The following is a 17849-nucleotide window of genomic DNA, read 5'->3' on the forward strand; positions in this document are numbered from 1 at the left end:
GCGCTAAACCCGTGACGGTCGCCGCGCAGGCCCAGCTCGACGCGTGGCTGGCGCGACTGGGCAGCGAGCGGCAGGCCTCGCCGCACACGCTGGCCGGCTACCGTCGCGACCTGGCCAAGCTGCTGCGTTTCATGGACGCGCAGGGCCTGGCGGATTTCGCCGCGCTGGACACCCATGCCATGCGCCGCTTCATCGCCGCCGAGCACCGCGCGGGGCTCGCGCCGAAGAGCCTGCAGCGGCTGCTGTCGTCGTGCCGTAGCTTGTTCCGTCATCTGAGCCGCGAAGGGCTACTCGCGCACGATCCGACGCTGGGCGTGCGCGGGCCGAAAGTGCATCGCAAGCTGCCGCAGGTGCTGGACGTGGACGAAGCGGCGAGCCTGGTCGAGGGCGGCGGCGAAGGCGCGCTGGGAGTGCGCGACCGCGCCATGCTGGAGCTGTTCTATTCCTCCGGCCTGCGCCTGTCCGAGCTCACCGGCCTGCGCTGGCACGACCTCGACCTGGAGGGCGGCGAAGTGCGTGTGCTGGGCAAGGGCAGCAAGATGCGCATCGTGCCGGTGGGCCGCCACGCAGTGGATGCGCTGCGCGCGCTGGGCCAGGCCGAAGGCATGGCGGCGCATACGCCGGTGTTCCGCGGCCGTGGCGGCGCGCCGATCAGCCCGCGCACGGTGCAGGCCCGGCTGAAGACGCTGGCGCTCGCGCACGGCAGCGCCAAGCGCATCCACCCGCACCTGCTCAGGCACACCTTCGCCAGCCACATGCTCGAATCCTCCGGCGACCTGCGCGCCGTGCAGGAGCTGCTCGGCCACGCCGACATCGCCACCACGCAGATCTACACGCATCTGGATTTCCAGCACCTGGCCAAGGTGTACGACGCGGCCCATCCGCGCGCGCGGCGCAAATAGCGGGCGCGCTCCGTTCGCCCGGACCGCACGTTTGTACGTAAGCGCTTTGAAAGCCGGCCGCGGTGAGACTCGGCGCAGTCAGCCACTCGCACGGCACGTCCATGACAGCGCCCGTTCCCACGCCAAGCATGCTCACGACGCCCGGCGCGTTGGCGTTGCCGCGCGCCGTGGAGGCCGGCCAGGTGACCACGCTGGGCGGGCTGTCCTCTCGCGGCGTGCATCGCATCCTGGTACTGCGGCCGAACCACCGGCTGGGAAACACGCTGCTGGTTACGCCGCTGCTGAGCGAGCTGGAGCGGCATTTCCCCGGCGCCGAGGTGGACGTGGTGACCGGCTGCGAAGCGGCCGGCGAGGTGTTCGCCGGCTTCCGTCAGGTGCGCCGGATCCATCAGCTCACGCGCCGACCCGGGCATCATCCGCTGCGCCTGCTGCGCCTGCTGCACGAGCTGCGGCGCAGCCGCTACGACCTGGCGATCGACTGCGTGCGCGGCTCCCGTTCCGGCCGCTGGCTGGCGCAGTGGAGCGGTGCGCGCCAGTGGCTGGCGCCGCCCGCCGACACGCGCGAGCTGGAACAGGCCGATCCGGCCTGGCGCGATGCCTGGGCGCGCTCATGCGGCCACTTCGCGCTGGATGCCGTGCACGTCCTGCGCTGTGCGCTGGGTTTGCCGGAGATAGCTGCGACCGTTCCGCCGCGCCTGCACATCGTGCTTCGCGACGACGAACGTGCTGCCGGTGCGGCGACGCTGACGAACCTGCTCGGCACGCCGGCGCAAGCGCCGCGCCGCGGACGCGTGCTGGCGATCTTTCCCAACGCCACCGGCAGCAAACGCCTGCCTGGCGGCTGGTGGCAGGCGTTTATCGACACGCTGGCCGCGCACGATCCGGCGCTGCGGGTGGTCGAGATGGTGGCGGCGCACGGCCGGTCGCAGCTGGACGGTCGCTTTCCCGCGTTCTATTCCAGTGACGTGCGCCGCATGGCCGCGCTGATCGCCGCGTGCGATGCCTACATCAGCGCCGACTGCGGCGTGATGCACCTGGCCTGCGCCAGCGGCACGCCGACCCTAGGCTTGTTCACCCGCCCCAACCTCGCGCGCTATCGACCGTACGGGCCGCACGATGGCGCGGTGGCGGTGGACGAGGGTGCCGATGCGGCGCTGGCCGCGGGATCGGCGATCGCCTTTCTCGGCGCTTTGCCGTTGGCGCCTTCCAGCGCGCCCTGAGCCTGCCGCCGCGCCGCTGGCGCGCTTGCAATCAACCGCGGTGAACCCCACTCAGGGCAGTTCGTGCCCCTGAGCGGAAACCCCATGGAATCGTTCCACGCCACCACCATCGTCTCGGTGCGTCGCCACGGCAAGGTCGTGATCGGCGGCGACGGCCAGGTCACCCTGGGCAACACGGTGATGAAGGCCAACGCGCGCAAGATCCGCCGCCTCGGCAAGGGCGACGTGCTGGCCGGTTTCGCCGGTGCCACCGCGGACGCGTTCACGCTGTTCGAGCTGTTCGAGCAGAAGCTGGACAAGCACGGCGGCAACCTCACCCGCGCCGCGGTGGAGATGGCCAAGGACTGGCGCACCGACCGTCGCTACGGAAAGCTGGAGGCGATGCTCGCGGTGGCCGACAAGGACGCCTCGCTGCTGATCTCCGGCAACGGCGACGTGCTCGAACCCGAGCACGGCCTGATCGCGATCGGTTCCGGCGGCCCGTACGCGCAGTCCGCGGCGCAGGCGCTGCTGGAAAACACCGAACTCGATGCGCGCACCATCGTCGAGAAGTCGCTGAAGATCGCCGGCGACATCTGCATCTACACCAACCACAACACCACCATCGAAGAGCTGTAGGAGACCTCGCGCCCGCGCGCTCTTCCAGCGTCATGCCGGCGTGCGCCGGAGTTCAGGGTCGACGTATCGAGGCACTGGATTCCGACCGCCGCCGGGATGGCGCAAACCCCGACTCCCGGTGAGATCCATGTCCGAACTGACCCCCCGCGAAATCGTCAACGAACTCGACCGCTACATCATCGGCCAGCACGACGCCAAGCGCGCCGTGGCGGTGGCGCTGCGCAGCCGCTGGCGGCGCATGCAGCTGGAGCCGTCGCTGCGCAACGAGGTGACGCCGAAGAACATCCTGATGATCGGCCCCACCGGCGTGGGCAAGACCGAGATCGCGCGCCGGCTGGCGACTCTGGCCAATGCGCCGTTCGTGAAGGTGGAGGCGACCAAGTTCACCGAGGTCGGCTACGTGGGTAAGGACGTCGAGTCGATCATCCGCGACCTCGCTGACGTGGCCTACAAGCTGACCCGCGAGCAGGCGGTCAAGCGCGTGCGCTCGCAGGCCGAGGACCGCGCCGAGGACCGCATTCTCGACGCGCTGCTGCCGCGCCGACAGGCGCCGGCGGACTGGAGCCATGATCCGGCGCCCGCCAGCGACAACGACACCCGCCAGAAACTGCGCAAGCAATTGCGCGAAGGCGCGCTGGACGAGCGCGAGATCGAGCTGGAAACGGCGATGAACGTGGGCGTGGAGATCATGTCGCCACCCGGCATGGAGGAGATGGGCGCGCAGCTGCGCCAGATGTTCCAGAACATTGGCGGCGGCAAGACGCAGACGCGCAAGCTGCCGATCAAGGCGGCGCGCCCGCTGCTGATCGACGAGGAGGCCGGCAAGCTGCTCAACGAGGAGGAGGTGCGCGCCCAGGCGGTGTTCGCCGCCGAACAGCACGGCATCGTCTTCATCGACGAGATCGACAAGGTAGCCCAGCGCTCCGACCACGGCCACGCCGGGGTCAGCCGCGAGGGCGTGCAGCGCGACCTGCTGCCGCTGGTGGAAGGCTCCACCGTGTCCACCAAGTACGGCCCGATCAAGACCGACCACATGCTGTTCATCGCCTCGGGCGCGTTCTCGCTGGCGCGTCCGTCGGACCTGATTCCGGAGCTGCAGGGTCGCCTGCCGATCCGGGTGGAACTGTCGGCGCTGAGCGTGGACGACTTCAAGCGCATCCTGCGCGAACCGAACAACGCGCTGACCAAGCAGTACGTCGCCCTGCTCGCCACCGAGGGCGTCACCATCGAATTCAGCGAGTCGGGCATCGACCGGCTGGCCGAGGTGGCGTTCCAGGTCAACGAGCGCACCGAGAACATCGGTGCCCGCCGCCTGCACACCGTGATGGAGCGGCTGCTGGAGAGCATCTCGTATGAGGCGGCGGACAAAAGCGGCGAAAAGTACCTAATCGACGGCGAATTTGTAGATAAAACGCTGGGAGACCTGGTGCAGGACCAGGATCTGAGCCGCTACATCCTCTGAACAAGCGGACGGACCCCCTCTGTTAAAATAGGCGTCATGGGCAAGGTCATCGAACTGAAAGTCACCGGCCAGCGTGCCCAGTTGCGCGAAGCGCAGCAGAAGCATCAGCTGATCCGGTTGTGGCGTGGCGAGCTGGAGCACGGCAGCTTCTGTGGCTACGTGGGCGGCGTCGGGCGGGAGTTCTTCCTGCTCTGGGTGGTGGGTGATGCCATCACCTACGACGGCATGTACGTCATGCGGCATCGCGACATCACTGAGCTCGAAGCGCCGGACACGCACCACGTGTTCATGGAGAAAGCGCTGGCGCTCAAGGGCATCCTGCCACGCGTGCCGCGCGGTTTCCCGCTCGACGGCATTCGCGAGGTGGTGCAGGCGGCCGGCCAGCTCGCGCCGGTGATCGGCGTACACGTGGACAGCGAGGAAGAGGCCGAGGTCTGCTACGTGGGGCGCCTGCTCAGCGTGGAAGAGGACGGCTTCAACATGCAGGAGATCACACCCGACGCCGAATGGCTGCGCGAGGCGTCGTTCTTCTCGTGGGACGAGGTCTCCACGATCAGCCTGGAAGACGGCTACGCGCAGTCGCTGCTCGCCGTGGCCGGCACGCCGCCGCCACTGGAGCAGGGCGACTCGGGCGTCGGGCGCGCGCAGTAACTCGCCCCTCTCTGTTGTAAATAGAAGGCCCACCCATGCGGTGGGCCTTTTCGTTCTTGGCGACGATGACGGCGTGCGGCCCACTTGTTCGACGTCGCGGTCGGGCCAACGCTGCGGCCTGGTGGCAGCGCATCGCGTATCCTCGTCGACCCACGTATTTCTCCGGAGGCGGCATGGCCCGCATCGTCGTCGTCGGCAGCATCAACATGGATCTGGTGACCGTAGCCGCGCGCTTTCCGATGCCCGGCGAGACCCTGCTCGGCGAGCGCTTCCTCACCGTGCCCGGCGGCAAAGGGGCCAACCAGGCCGTGGCCGCGGCACGGCTGGGCGCCGAGGTAACGCTGGTCGGTGCGGTGGGCGATGACGCGTTCGGCGCGAGCCTGAAACAGGGGCTGGCGGATGAGGGCGTCGACCTCACTCACGTAGCGACGCTGCCCGACGTCGACAGCGGTACCGCCTCGATCACCGTGGCCGAGGGCGACAACCAGATCATTGTGGTGCCTGCGGCGAACGCACGCGTCACCCCGGCGCAGGTGCATGCGGCGCAGCGCGCGATCGAGCGCGCCGATGCGGTGCTGGTGCAGATGGAGATTCCGCTGGAGTCGGTCGAGGCCACGGTGCGCCTGGGTCACCGCCTGGGCGTGCCGGTGATCCTCAATCCCGCCCCGGCGCAGCCGCTGCCGCGCGACTGGCTCGCGCTGGCAAGCTACCTCACGCCGAACCAGCACGAGCTGGTCACCGTACTGGGCGGCGACACGGGCGATGACTTCCGTGCGCTGATGCGGCGCGCGCCGTGCCCGGTGGTGCTCACCCGCGGCGGCGAGGGTGCGTGGTATCGCGAGGATGGCGATCCGCAGCACCAGGCCGGCTTTGCGGTTCCCGTGGTCGACACCACCGGGGCTGGCGACACCTTCAACGGCGCGCTGGCGGTCTATCTGCGCGAGGGCTTGCAGCAGGCCGTGCGCAAGGCCTGCGCGGCGGCCGCGCTGTCGGTGACCCGGCTGGGCGCGCAGGGCGGCATGCCCCATGCGGCCGAGGTCGACGCATTGCTCGCGCGATCGAGCTGATCATTTGCCGATGCAGAACGAACCGAAGATCGCACCGAGCAGGTCGTCGCTGGTGTAGCTGCCAGTGATTTCGCCCAGCGCGTGCTGCGCCTGGCGCAGCTCCTCGGCGGCCAGCTCGCCGGCGCGGGTAGCCGTCAGCACCGCGGCGGCGTGCTCCAGGTGTTGCCCCACCTGTTGCAGGGCCAGCACGTGGCGACGCCGCGCGCTGAACGCACCCTCGCCGCCGCCGGCCGCGGCCAGCTCACGCAAACGTGCGCGCAGGGCGTCGAGGCCCTCGCCGGTGCGCGCGGACAGCCACAGCGTATTCGCGGCGTCCGCCTCGTGTGCACCCGGCGCACCGTCGCGGTCGATCTTGTTGACGACGATAAGCCGCATCACCGCATCGGGCAGATCCGCCAGCAGTGCGAGGTCGTCGGCCCGATGCGCCTGTTCGGTGACCAGCAGCGCCACGTCGGCCTGGGCCAGTTCCTGCTGCGCGCGGCGTACCCCTTCGCGCTCGACGACGTCATCGGTGTCGCGCAAGCCGGCGGTATCGGCCAGCTCCAGCGCAATACCGTCGAGCTGCACGGTTTCGCGCAGCACATCGCGGGTGGTGCCGGCGATGGAGGTGACGATGGCGCGATCGCGGCCGGCCAGCGCGTTGAGCAGGCTGGACTTGCCCGCGTTCGGCCGGCCGATGATCGCCACCCGCAGCCCGTCGCTCAGGCGCACGCCGCGCTCGGCTTCGCGCAGCAGTTGCGCATGTTCCTCGCGCAGCGCTTCGAGTTGTTGCGTGATGGCGGGGTCGGCGAGGAAATCGATCTCCTCTTCGGGAAAATCGATGGCGGCCTCCACGTGCACGCGCAGCGCGATCAGCGCATCGAGCAGGTGCTGCACGCGGCGTGAGAACACGCCTTCCATCGACTGCAGCGCTGCGCGGGCGGCGAGCTTCGAGCGGGCCGCGATGAGGTCGGCCACCGCCTCGGCCTGGACCAGGTCGAGTTTGCCGTTGAGGAAGGCGCGCTCGGTGAATTCGCCCGGTCGCGCCAGCCGTGCACCCAGCTCGCACACGCGGCGAAGCAGCGCATCGAGCAGCACCGCGCTGCCGTGGCCCTGCAACTCGAGCACGTGTTCACCGGTGTAGGACGCCGGCGCGGGGAAGTGCAGCAGCAGGCCGCGATCGATCAGCGCACCGTCGCGATCGCGCAGGGCGAGGAAGTGCGCGTGTCGCGGCAAGGGCATACGGCCGAGCAGGGCGATGGCGATGTCCGGCACGGCCGGACCGGAGACCCGCACCATGCCTACGCCCGCAGCCCCCGAAGCCGTGGCGATGGCGGCGATGGTGTCGACGGTCGCGGCATCACTCACGCAGCGTCACTCGCGGCCGCCCGCTGCGGCGTGCGGCGGGCATAAATGCATTCAGCCCTTGGCGATCGCCTGGCCTTTGGCGGCCTCGGCGCGATCAATGCGGCGGGTCACCCACCACTGCTGGGCCAGACGGCACAGGCCGTTGACGATGTAGTACACCACCAGGCCGGCCGGGAAGAAGGCGAACATCACCGCGAACATCAGCGGCATGAACTTCATCATCTTCGCCTGGGTCGGATCCATGCCCGGCTGCTGCGGCATCATCCACTGGGTGGCAAGCATCACCAATACGTAGATCGCCGGCAGCACGAAGTACGGATCGGCCGCCGACAGGTCGTGGATCCAGCCGATGAACGGGGCCTGGCGAAGCTCGACGCTCTCGCGCAGCACGGTGTACAGGGCGAAGAAGATCGGGATCGTGATCAGCACCGGCAGGCAGCCGGCGACCGGGTTGATCTTCTCCTTCTTGTACAGCTCCATCATCGCCTGCTGCATCTTCTGCTTGTCGTCGCCGTAGCGCTCCTTGAGCGCATCCATCCGCGGCTTGAGCTTGCGCATGCGCGCGGCGGAAACGTACTGCGCCTCGCTCAGCTTGTAGATGGCCACGTTGATCAGCAACACCAGCAGGATGATCGCGAAGCCCCAGTTGCCCGAGAACTTGTGCAGCTGGTTGAGGATCCAGTGCAGCGGGCTGGCCACGATCGAGAACATGCCGTAGTCGAGCGTGAGCTCCAGCCCCGGCGCGATGGCGGCAAGCTTTTCGCGCAACTTCGGACCCACGTAGAGACGCGCGGCGCTGGTGCCCTGCTGGCCCGGCGCCACGGTGATGCTCGGCCCCATGTCGCGGATCAGGTAGCGCGGGCCGTCCTGGTCCTTGATCACGGCGGTGGAGAAGGTTTCCGCATCGTTCGCCGGCGGCAGCCAGGCGGTGACGAAGTAGTGCTGCTCCATCGCGGTCCAGCCGCCGGTGATGGCGAGGTTCAGCGGCTCCTTCTCGAATTTGTCGAAGGGCAGCTTGTCGAACTTCTTTTCCGGGCTGTACCACGCCACGCCGAAGAAGCTGTAGCGCGACTGGTCGGAGAACTTCTCCAGGAAATTGCTGTGCACCGGCGGCGGCGGCACCACGCGCTGCAGCTGCCGGTAGGCGTTGCCGGTCCACGGCTTGCCGCTGCCGTTGTCGATCTGCTGCGAAAGATCCACCACGTAGCTGCCGCGATGCACGGTGTAGCGCTTGGTCACGCGCAAGCCGGAGGGATCGGTCCAGACCAGGTCCACATTCAGCGCGTCCTGGCCCTTGTCGAGCGTGTAGCTGGTGGCGCTGGCCTGGAACAGGGCGCGATGGTCCGGGGCCGGGCCACTGGCGCTGATCAGGCCGTCCTGCGCAGCGAAGAAATGCGTGGCGCTGTCGTCAAGCAGGCGGATCGGCGCGGGATTGGGATTCTTCTTCGTGCGCGGCGTCACCGGGTAGTTAAGCAACTCAGAGCGCACCAGGCTGCCGCCGCGCGTGTCGATAGTCAGGCGCAGCAGGTCGGTGGTGACGGTGACCAGCTGACCGGCCGGTTCGGTGCCGCCCGTCGCCGAGGGAATCGCCGGCGTCGGTGCGCTCGCACCCGGCACGCTGCCATCGGCGGCCGCAGCGCTGGATGCGGCACCGGCCGTGGCAGCGGTGGCCGGCACCGGCGGCTGCGGACCGTAGTCTTTCTCCCAGGCGTTCCACAGCAGGTACGCCACGGCAACCATGGCGAAAAGGAGGAAGGTGCGCGTTTGATTCATCGCGGGGCAGATCCGGTGGTCACCGCGCCGACGCGCAGCGAAAGGACGGGAGAGAAGAAGGTCAACGCTCGATTGTGCCGGCGGCGGGAGCGCGCTTCAACGGCGCAAGCTTGCGCCACAGCGCATCGAGCTCGGCCAGCAGCTCGGTGCCTGGGAGACCGGCGGCCTGTTCACGCGCCATCAGCACCAGGTCGACGGCGGGCAGTTCGTGGCGAATGCGCCGGAACGACTCGCGGGCCAGGCGCTTGATGCGGTTGCGTTCCACGGCACGCTTGGACACGCGCTTGGAGATGGCCAGGCCCATGCGCGCATGGCCGAGCTCGTTCTGGCGATAGCGCACAGAAAAACAGCGGCCGCCGAAGCGGCCGCTGGCTTGACGCAAGGCGGCGAAGTCACCGGCGCGGCACAGCCGCGCCTCGCGCGGCAAGCCGGCGGCACGCACGATCAGCGCGCCGCTTACGGGATCAGGCGCTTGCGACCCTTGGCACGACGCGCATTGAGTACCTTGCGACCGTCGGCCGTGGCCATGCGGGCACGAAAGCCGTGGGTGCGGGCGCGCTTGAGCTTGCTGGGCTGGAAGGTCCGCTTCATGGCTTCCTCCTGAGTAAGTTGAGAAAAAGGTTGAAAAGTATGCGGAACAAAGCGGTGCGCTGTCAATTGTTGCGCCCGCGACGCGCTCTATCTCCTGTGGACAGGGGTGTGGATAAAGGTGCCAAACCCGGTGGACGGTACTGCTAGACTTGCCGGCCCACCCCGCGCGAAAGCGCCCCAGCCGTGGTTGAAAAGCATTCATGAGTGATCTTTGGCGGCGCTGTCTGGAGCGTCTGGACGGCGAGCTTGGCGCCGAGGAACTGCATACCTGGTTGATGCCCCTGCAGGCCCGTGACGAGAACACGGGGCTGCAGCTGTTCGCACCCAATCCGTACACGCTGGACACGGTGCGCGACCGCTACCTGCCGCTGATCGAGAGCGTGCTGCAGCAGCTGACCGGGCACGCGCTCACCGTGCGTCTGGAAGTGGGTTCGAGCGCGCCGCGTGCGGCGCCGAGCCGGCCGGCAAGTGCGCCCGCGGCGGCGCGACCCGCCGCCGGAACCGTCGCTCCTGCGCAGGCTGCAGCGAATTTCAGCCACAACCTGGACCCGCACTACACCTTCGAAACCTTCGTCGAGGGCAAATCCAACCAGCTGGGCAAAGCCGCCGCGATGCAGGTGGCCACCAATCCGGGCCGGGCCTACAACCCGTTGCTGCTGTACGGCGGCACCGGGCTGGGCAAGACCCACTTGATGCACGCCGCCGGCAACCTGATGCGCGAGCGCAACCCGGACTTCAAGGTGTTGTACCTGCGTTCGGAGCAGTTCGTCGGCTCGATGATCGAGGCGCTGCGCGCCAAGAGCATGGACCAGTTCAAGCAGCGCTTCCGTTCGGTCGATGCGCTGCTGATCGACGACATCCAGTTCTTCGCCGGCAAAGACACCACGCAGGAAGAGTTCTTCCACACCTTCAACGCGTTGTTCGAGTCCAAGCAGCAGATCATCCTCACCTGCGACCGCTACCCGAAGGAAGTGGACAAGCTCGAGCCGCGGCTGAAGTCGCGCCTGGGCTGGGGCTTGTCGGTGGCGATCGAGCCGCCGGATTTCGAGACACGCGCGGCGATTCTCCTGTCCAAGGCGCAGGACAAGGGCGTGGAAGTGAGCGAGAGCGTGGCGATGCTGCTGGCCAAGCGCATCCGCTCCAACGTGCGCGACCTGGAAGGCGCGCTCAACACGCTGGCCGCCAAGGCGAACTTCTTCCGCCGGCCGATCACCACCGACTTCGCCGAGGAAACGCTGCGCGACTTGCTGGCTACGCACGCCCAGGCAGTGACGATTCCGAACATCCAGAAGATCGTGGGCGAATATTTCAATGTGCGCTTGCAGGACCTGCTGTCCAAGCGGCGAGTGCGCTCGCTCGCGCGCCCGCGACAGATGGCGATGGCGCTGGCCAAGGAACTCACCGAGCACAGCTTGCCGGAGATCGGCGAGGCCTTCGGGGGTCGCGACCACACCACCGTGCTGCACGCCTGCCGCACCATCAAGAAGCTCAGCGAGACCGATGCACGCATGCGTCAGGACTGGGAGCAGCTGATCCGGACCCTTACCGGTTGATATGCCGGAGGGCGGGCGACACAAGTTCTTGATAAGCGGGGTTGGAAGCTGTGGATAAGAGGGGGATGCTTTGGCACCGAAATTTATCCACAATTGGCGCACAGTCAGACCAAGGCGCCAGGCACAGCTTCATAAACGCCTATCGCATTGATTCGAAAGGCAAAAGATTGGTTTTGAGGCTTGTGCACCGCCTCAACAACAACCACCAGCCTTCTTTTAAAAACAGAAAAGCAGTGTAGGGGACGCCCATTCATGCAATTCAGCATCCAACGAGAAGCCCTGCTCAAGCCGCTCCAGCAGGTCGTGGGCGTCGTCGAACGTCGCCAGACCCTGCCGGTCCTGGCCAACCTGTTGGTTCGGGTTGCCGACGGTCGCGTTTCCCTCACCGGCACCGATCTGGAAGTGGAAATGGTCGCCGGCACGTCGGCGGACAAGCTGGCAGACGGTGAAGTCACCATTCCAGCCCGCAAGTTGTTCGACATCGTGCGTGCGCTGCCTGACGGAGCGCAGATCGAGCTGAAGCTCAACGGCGATCGCGTGGCGCTGAACGCGGGTCGCAGCCGCTTCACCCTGGCGACCTTGCCGGCGTCGGAGTTTCCGACCATCGACGAGATCGAGCTGGTCGAGAAGGTCAGCCTGCCCGAGGAGGTACTCAAGGACCTGATGGAGCGCACGGCGTTCGCCATGGCCAACCAGGACGTGCGGTACTACCTCAACGGCATGCTGCTCGATCTGCAGGAGCACACCCTGCGCTGCGTGGCTACTGATGGCCACCGGCTGGCGCTGAAGGAGACGCAGCTTGAGAGCTCCGTCTCGGCGCGGCGGCAGATCATCATTCCGCGCAAGGGTGTGAATGAGCTGATCGGCCTGTTCGAGACCGGCGACGGCACGGTGGAGCTTGAGTTCGGCCGCAACCACCTGCGCGTGCGACGCGGCGAAGTGGTGTTCACGTCAAAGCTGATCGACGGCCGTTTCCCGGACTACGAAGCGGTGATTCCGCTCGGTGCGGACAAGCGCGCTACGCTCGATCGCGAAGTGCTGCGCGGTGCGCTGCAGCGCGCGGCGATTCTCTCGAACGAGAAGTACCGGGGCGTCAAGCTGGAGCTGTCGCCCGGCAAGCTGCGTATCGTGGCGCACAACCCGGAGCAGGAAGAAGCGGTGGAGGAGGTTGAGGCCGACACCTCGGTGTCCGATCTCGCTGTCGGTTTCAACGTGGGTTACCTGCTCGATGCGCTTGCTGCGCTGCGCGGCGAACGCGCACGGCTGAACCTGCGCGATGCGCAGTCCAGCTGTCTGGTGCAGGAAGACGACAACGACCAGTCCCGGCACGTGATCATGCCGCTGCGTCTCTGACGTCGGAGCGCATGCGCCTCCCCCGTCTCACCCGCGCAGTCAGCCAACGCCGGAGCCGTCATCAGACGCTCCGGCGTTCTTCTTTGCGGGTGCTGTCGTGAAAGTGAGCCGGTTTCGGGTGCAGGGCCTGCGCTGCCTGGCGGACGTGAGCCTGGAACTCGGTCCAGACGTCAATGTGTTCGTCGGTGCCAACGGCGCGGGAAAAACCAGTTTGCTCGAAGCAGTGTTTCTGCTTTCCCATGGGCGTTCGTTTCGGGCCGGGGCCAAGGACGCGTTGCTCCAACGGGGAGCCGGCGCACTCGCGATTTATGCCGAGGTGGTTAAGACCTCTTCCGCGCCGCTTCGCGTCGGGCTCGGCCGCGAAGGCCAGCGTTGGTCGGCACGGTTGGAAGGGCAGACGGTGCCTATCTCCCAGCTCGTCACGGAATGCGCGGTGGTGAGCTTCGATCCGGGCTCGCATGCATTGATTGCCGCGGGCGCCGAGGAGCGCAGGCGATTCCTCGACTGGGGCGTGTTCCACGTGGAACACGATTTCCTGAATCTATGGCGCCGTTATCAACGCGCACTCAAACAGCGCAACAGCCTGCTGCGCGCGGGCGAGTCCGCCGCGAGTCTTTACGCCCCCTGGGAACAGGAGCTCGAGAACACGGCGGTGCAGATCGGCACTTGGCGGGAGCACTATCTGGACGAGCTACGCGTGCTGGTGGCCGGGTATGCCGCTCAGCTGGTCCCCGAGTTGGGCGCCGTTGATCTTCGCTATAGGCAGGGGTGGGGCGACGGTCTGGCGTTGGGGGCGGTGCTCGGCACCCAGCGGGGCCGCGACCTGGCGCGCGGCCACACGACGCAGGGCGCCCATCGGGCTGACTGGACGATAGCCTACGAACACGCACCCCTGCGCGAACATCTGTCGCGGGGCCAGGAGAAGCTTACCGCCGTTGCTTGTTTGCTGGCGCAGGCGGAGCTCTATGCGCGGCATGCCGGCGAGTGGCCCATCGTCTGCGTCGATGATCTCGCTTCGGAACTGGATGCTCATCATCAGGCAGCGCTGATCGACCAGCTCCGCGTTGCACAGGCGCAGGTTTTGGTTACCGGTACCGATTGTCCGGTCGCATTGCGCTCCGACGCCTGCCTGTTCCACGTGGAACAGGGCAGGGTGAGCCCCCTGCTATAATTCGTCGGTTAGACCCGTCTCGGCCCCTCATGGCGCCCCGCCGGACGGGTTTCTGGCGCCGGAGATCAGTCACTGCATGAATACGACCTACGATTCGAGCAACATCAAGGTACTCAAGGGCCTCGAGGCGGTACGCAAGCGCCCGGGCATGTACATCGGTGACACCGATGACGGTACCGGCCTGCATCACATGGTGTTCGAGGTCGTCGACAACTCCATCGATGAGGCCTTGGCAGGCTACTGCGACCATGTCACCGTGGTCATCCACGACGACGGTTCGGTCAGCGTGACCGATAACGGTCGCGGTATTCCGGTCGACACGCATCCGGAGGAGGGGCGCTCCACCGCCGAGGTGGTGATGACCGTGCTCCACGCCGGCGGCAAGTTCGATGCGAACTCCTACAAAGTGTCCGGCGGCCTGCACGGTGTGGGCGTGTCGGTAGTGAACGCGCTCAGTTCGCACCTGTGGCTGACGATCTGGCGCGACGGCAAGGAGCACCTGCAGGAATACGCGCTGGGCGAGCCGCTCTATCCGGTCAAGGTGGTCGGTGATACCACCCAGCGCGGCACCCGGGTGCGGTTCACTCCCAGCCCGGAGACTTTCACCCACATCGAGTTCCACTACGACATCCTGGCCAAGCGCCTGCGCGAGCTGGCCTTCCTAAACTCCGGCGTCACCATCGACCTGAAGGACGAGCGTGGCGAAGGCCGGCAGGACCGCTTTGCCTACGAGGGAGGCATCGCCTCGTTCGTGCAGCATCTGGCGCAGCTGAAGACCCCGCTGCATCCGCACGTGATCAGCCTGAAGTCGGAGTCCGAGAGCGACGGCATCGTGGTCGAGCTGGCGATGCAGTGGACCGACTCCTATCAGGAGACGATGTTCTGCTTCACCAACAACATTCCGCAGCGTGACGGCGGCACCCATCTCACCGGCTTCCGGGCGGCGCTGACCCGCTCTCTGCAGAACTACATCGAGAAGGAAGGCCTGGCCAAGAACGCCAAGGTGGCCTTGTCTGGCGACGACATGCGCGAAGGCCTGATCGCCGTGCTGTCGGTGAAGGTGCCCGACCCGAAGTTCTCCTCGCAGACCAAGGACAAGCTGGTCTCCTCCGAAGTGAAGACCGCGGTGGAGCAGGCGGTCAACGAGAAGCTGGGCGAGTTCCTGCTGGAGCACCCGAACGAGTCCAAGGCGATCGCCTCCAAGGTGGTCGACGCCGCCCGCGCCCGCGAGGCGGCGCGCAAGGCGCGCGAGATGACCCGCCGCAAGGGCGCGCTGGATATCGCCGGCCTGCCGGGCAAGCTGGCGGACTGCCAGGAAAAGGATCCGGCGCTGTGCGAGCTGTTTCTGGTCGAGGGTGATTCGGCCGGCGGCTCGGCCAAGCAGGGCCGCAACCGCAAGACCCAGGCCGTGCTGCCGCTGAAGGGCAAGATCCTCAACGTGGAGAAGGCGCGCTTCGACAAGATGCTGTCGTCGGCCGAGGTCGGCACGCTGATCACGGCACTGGGCACCGGCATCGGCAAGGAGGACTACAACCCCGACAAGCTGCGCTACCACCACATCATCATCATGACCGACGCGGACGTGGACGGATCGCACATCCGCACGTTGCTGCTGACGTTCTTCTACCGGCAGATGCCGGAGCTGATCGAGCGCGGCCACGTCTATATCGGCCTGCCGCCGCTGTACAAGCTCAAGCAGGGCAAGCAGGAGATGTATCTCAAGGATGACGCCGCGCTCAACGAGTACCTGATCTCCAACGCGGTGGACAACGCCGAGCTGACAAGCGCGCCGGGAGTCCCGCCGATCACCGGCGAGGCGTTGGAGAAGCTGCTGCGTGACTACCAGGGAGCGCTGGACCAGATCGCACGGCTCAGCCATCGATTCGATGCGGCCGTGTTCACCGCGCTGCTCGAGCACGCTCCGATCGAGCCCGATCTGTGGAGCGACGCGGCTGCCATGCAGCGCTGGCTGGATGGCGCCACCGCGCGCCTCGCTGCCAGCGGTCTGGGCAAACCGCGTTACCGCATGGCTCTGCGCCCGGCGGTCGATGAGCAGCCCGCGGCCATCGAGGTGGTGCGTGACCAGCACGGGATCAACCACACCTGGCTGCTGCCGCAGCCGTTCTTCAGCGGCAGCGAGTTCCGACCGATCCTTCACGTCAGCCGACAGCTGTCCGACCTGATCCAGAGCGAGGCGGTGATCCGGCGCGGCAACGCGTCGCGCGGCGTGACCAGCTTCGCCGAAGTCCGCAGCTGGCTGCTGGACGAGGCGAAAAAGGGGCGCACCATCCAGCGCTTCAAGGGCCTGGGCGAAATGAACCCCGAGCAGCTGTGGGAAACCACGGTCAACCCGGAAACACGGCGCATGCTGCAGGTCGGTATCGAGGACGCTTTTGCCGCCGACCAGATGTTCTCGATGCTGATGGGCGAAGCGGTCGAGCCTCGTCGCGACTTCATCGAGGCGAATGCGCTGAAGGTCGCCAACCTCGATATCTGATCGACACCCGCAGCGTACGATGACGGCGGCGTTCATCCATGATGGCGCCGCCGTAATTTTTTGCACGTTCCGGGTGCGGAAGTCGATACGCGTGCGCATGCTAAATGTTTGATTTTTATAAAGACATCATGCGGCGGCGCGACTTGTTATCGGTTGCATGTGCCGTTAGTCTTGGCGATCCCCTTACGCCGTCGTGCGTAAACCCGACAAGAGGACAGCCATGAAGCATGCCCCCCTGTTCAAGATGCTGGCAGGTGCCGCCCTTGCCCTGACCATCGCCGCGACGCCGGCCATGGCTCATGCCCATGCCGAGAAGGAAAAGAAGGAGTCGCTGTATCCCAACGCGACCCGCAAAGAGCCCAAGCTCGATCTGACCAGTTCCAAGGATCAGAAGGCGCTGAACGAGGGTCTGGACGCGGTGAACGCAGGTGACGCGGCCAAGGCATCGCAGATCCTGCAGCCGATCGTCGACAGCAGCAAAAGCAAATACGCCCAGGCGCTGGCCCTGCAGGGTCTGGCCAACGTCAAGTACAACGCCGGCGACCTCAAGGGTGCCATCGCCCTCCTGAGCCAGGCCATCGATAACGGCGTGCTGCCGAACGACACCTACTTCCAGCTGCAGTACGAACTCGCCCAGTTCCAGCTCGCCGATGAGCAGTACCAGCCGGCCATCGACACGATTGCCAAGTGGCGTAGCGAGGGTAAGAAGGACACCGCCGAGTCGCACGCGCTCGAAGGCAATGCGTATTACCGTCTCGAGAAGTATCCCGAGGCGATCGCTGCGATGAAGCAGGCTTTGTCGATGACCGACAAGCCGCAGAGCAGCTGGAACCAGATCCTGATGGCCAGCTACGCCGAGTCCGGCCAGAACGATCAGGCCGCCCAGCTCGCCGAGCAGCAGCTCGCCGCCAATCCTAACGACACCACGGCCCTTAACAACGCCGTTGCCGTGATGATGCAGGCGCAGAAGTACCCGGAGGCGATCGCCCTGATGGAAAAGGCGAAAGCCCAGGGTGCGCTGAAGAGCGAGAAGGATTACGTCAACCTCGCCAAGCTCTATCTCATCACCGGCCAGAATTCGGACGATCCGAAGCCGAACGCCAAGAAGGCCGTGCAGACGCTCGAAGAGGGCATGAGCAAGGGCGCGGTGCCGTCGTCTTATGACAATTACAAGCTGCTCGGTGACGCCAACTACGTAGGCGGCAACGAGAGCAAGGCGATCGATGCCTACAAGAAGGCAATGCCGATGGGCAAGGATGGCGAAGCAGCCATTCGCGCCGGCCAGTTGCTGCTCTCGCAGAACAAGTACAGCGAGGCGCGCACGCTTATCCAGCAGGGCATCGCCAAGGGCGTCCAGCACCGCGGTACGGCGTACATGATGTTGGCGGAGGCGGAGCGTGGCCTGAAGAACAAGCCTGCTGCGATCGCTGCCATGAAACAGGCAGCACAGGATCCGGACACCGCTGCGAAGGCCAAGGACTGGTTGAAGAAGGCTGGAGCCAAGTAACGCCAAGGCCTTGTTCCCGGGCGCAAATGGACGTCCAAACCATGCGTCCGGGAGCTATACAAACGCCTTGTGCTGATGTACCGTTGAAATCTTTCCGCGCGCGAAAAGAATGCCGTAATCCGTTGCTTTAGGGCACG

Annotated in this window: 15 protein-coding genes; 11 read left to right on the plus strand and 4 right to left on the minus strand. The window is 66.4% G+C overall.

Annotated features, from left to right (window positions below; genetic code table 11):
• Window positions 1-11 precede the first annotated feature (11 nt).
• From xerC to rbsK, 6 genes are all read left to right on the plus strand, one after another.
• Window positions 12-902, plus strand: coding sequence for a tyrosine recombinase XerC (xerC, locus tag ACQVBX_RS14835; protein WP_431635053.1), 891 nt, complete (start codon window positions 12-14; stop codon window positions 900-902).
• Between the two features lie 101 nt (window positions 903-1003).
• Window positions 1004-2122: a glycosyltransferase family 9 protein gene (locus ACQVBX_RS14840; protein ID WP_431635055.1), complete on the plus strand. Its 1119-nt coding sequence runs from the start codon at window positions 1004-1006 to the stop codon at window positions 2120-2122.
• A 63-nt stretch (window positions 2123-2185) separates the two neighbouring features.
• Window positions 2186-2740: an ATP-dependent protease subunit HslV gene (gene hslV, locus ACQVBX_RS14845; protein ID WP_431635057.1), complete on the plus strand. Its 555-nt coding sequence runs from the start codon at window positions 2186-2188 to the stop codon at window positions 2738-2740.
• A 127-nt stretch (window positions 2741-2867) separates the two neighbouring features.
• Window positions 2868-4202, plus strand: coding sequence for an ATP-dependent protease ATPase subunit HslU (gene hslU / locus ACQVBX_RS14850; RefSeq protein WP_431635058.1), 1335 nt, complete (start codon window positions 2868-2870; stop codon window positions 4200-4202).
• Window positions 4203-4238: 36 nt separating this feature from the next.
• The gene (locus ACQVBX_RS14855) at window positions 4239-4853 is read left to right on the plus strand and encodes a hypothetical protein (protein ID WP_431635059.1); all 615 of its coding nucleotides are present in this window, start codon (window positions 4239-4241) and stop codon (window positions 4851-4853) included.
• A gap of 173 nt (window positions 4854-5026) precedes the next feature.
• Entirely contained in the window at window positions 5027-5920 is an 894-nt protein-coding gene (rbsK, locus tag ACQVBX_RS14860) for a ribokinase (RefSeq protein WP_431635060.1), read from the plus strand.
• On the opposite strand, the gene mnmE is transcribed toward rbsK, so the two are convergent.
• The 4 genes from mnmE to rpmH all read right to left on the minus strand — a co-directional run bounded on the left by mnmE (window position 5921) and on the right by rpmH (window position 9631).
• Complete coding sequence (mnmE, locus tag ACQVBX_RS14865) at window positions 5921-7267, minus strand: tRNA uridine-5-carboxymethylaminomethyl(34) synthesis GTPase MnmE (protein ID WP_431635061.1); 1347 nt, start codon at window positions 7265-7267, stop codon at window positions 5921-5923.
• Between the two features lie 51 nt (window positions 7268-7318).
• Entirely contained in the window at window positions 7319-9040 is a 1722-nt protein-coding gene (yidC, locus tag ACQVBX_RS14870) for a membrane protein insertase YidC (RefSeq protein ID WP_431635062.1), read from the minus strand.
• A 61-nt stretch (window positions 9041-9101) separates the two neighbouring features.
• Window positions 9102-9482 carry a ribonuclease P protein component gene (gene rnpA, locus ACQVBX_RS14875; protein WP_431635063.1) on the minus strand — a complete coding sequence of 127 codons (381 nt, stop codon included), beginning with the start codon at window positions 9480-9482 and terminating at the stop codon, window positions 9102-9104.
• 14 nt (window positions 9483-9496) lie between these two features.
• Window positions 9497-9631 carry a 50S ribosomal protein L34 gene (gene rpmH, locus ACQVBX_RS14880; protein WP_007510029.1) on the minus strand — a complete coding sequence of 45 codons (135 nt, stop codon included), beginning with the start codon at window positions 9629-9631 and terminating at the stop codon, window positions 9497-9499.
• Between the two features lie 200 nt (window positions 9632-9831).
• Between rpmH and dnaA the strand changes: the two genes are divergently transcribed.
• The 5 genes from dnaA to ACQVBX_RS14905 all read left to right on the plus strand — a co-directional run bounded on the left by dnaA (window position 9832) and on the right by ACQVBX_RS14905 (window position 17712).
• A complete protein-coding gene (gene dnaA, locus ACQVBX_RS14885) occupies window positions 9832-11184 on the plus strand; it encodes a chromosomal replication initiator protein DnaA (protein ID WP_431635064.1) in 1353 nt (450 codons plus the stop codon).
• A 252-nt stretch (window positions 11185-11436) separates the two neighbouring features.
• The gene (dnaN, locus tag ACQVBX_RS14890; protein WP_431635066.1) at window positions 11437-12537 is read left to right on the plus strand and encodes a DNA polymerase III subunit beta; all 1101 of its coding nucleotides are present in this window, start codon (window positions 11437-11439) and stop codon (window positions 12535-12537) included.
• A 97-nt stretch (window positions 12538-12634) separates the two neighbouring features.
• Complete coding sequence (gene recF / locus ACQVBX_RS14895; protein WP_431635067.1) at window positions 12635-13708, plus strand: DNA replication/repair protein RecF; 1074 nt, start codon at window positions 12635-12637, stop codon at window positions 13706-13708.
• Window positions 13709-13784: 76 nt separating this feature from the next.
• Window positions 13785-16205, plus strand: coding sequence for a DNA topoisomerase (ATP-hydrolyzing) subunit B (gene gyrB / locus ACQVBX_RS14900; protein WP_431635068.1), 2421 nt, complete (start codon window positions 13785-13787; stop codon window positions 16203-16205).
• A gap of 220 nt (window positions 16206-16425) precedes the next feature.
• Window positions 16426-17712, plus strand: a complete 1287-nt coding sequence (locus tag ACQVBX_RS14905; RefSeq protein ID WP_431635069.1) for a tetratricopeptide repeat protein — start codon at window positions 16426-16428, stop codon at window positions 17710-17712.
• Window positions 17713-17849: the final 137 nt, after the last annotated feature.

It is taken from the genome of Dyella thailandensis, from assembly GCF_050749815.1.
Taxonomy (GTDB): domain Bacteria; phylum Pseudomonadota; class Gammaproteobacteria; order Xanthomonadales; family Rhodanobacteraceae; genus Dyella_A.

What these genes read in the sequence shown, in the direction of transcription:
- ACQVBX_RS14840 (WP_431635055.1), top strand. Translation starts at nt 1,004, where the DNA reads ATGACAGCGCCCGTTCCCACGCCAAGCATGCTCACGACGCCCGGCGCG.
- dnaN (WP_431635066.1), top strand. Translation starts at nt 11,437, where the DNA reads ATGCAATTCAGCATCCAACGAGAAGCCCTGCTCAAGCCGCTCCAGCAG.
- hslU (WP_431635058.1), top strand. Translation starts at nt 2,868, where the DNA reads ATGTCCGAACTGACCCCCCGCGAAATCGTCAACGAACTCGACCGCTAC.
- gyrB (WP_431635068.1), top strand. Translation starts at nt 13,785, where the DNA reads ATGAATACGACCTACGATTCGAGCAACATCAAGGTACTCAAGGGCCTC.
- dnaA (WP_431635064.1), top strand. Translation starts at nt 9,832, where the DNA reads ATGAGTGATCTTTGGCGGCGCTGTCTGGAGCGTCTGGACGGCGAGCTT.
- rbsK (WP_431635060.1), top strand. Translation starts at nt 5,027, where the DNA reads ATGGCCCGCATCGTCGTCGTCGGCAGCATCAACATGGATCTGGTGACC.
- rpmH (WP_007510029.1), bottom strand. Translation starts at nt 9,631, where the DNA reads ATGAAGCGGACCTTCCAGCCCAGCAAGCTCAAGCGCGCCCGCACCCAC.
- yidC (WP_431635062.1), bottom strand. Translation starts at nt 9,040, where the DNA reads ATGAATCAAACGCGCACCTTCCTCCTTTTCGCCATGGTTGCCGTGGCG.
- ACQVBX_RS14855 (WP_431635059.1), top strand. Translation starts at nt 4,239, where the DNA reads ATGGGCAAGGTCATCGAACTGAAAGTCACCGGCCAGCGTGCCCAGTTG.
- ACQVBX_RS14905 (WP_431635069.1), top strand. Translation starts at nt 16,426, where the DNA reads ATGAAGCATGCCCCCCTGTTCAAGATGCTGGCAGGTGCCGCCCTTGCC.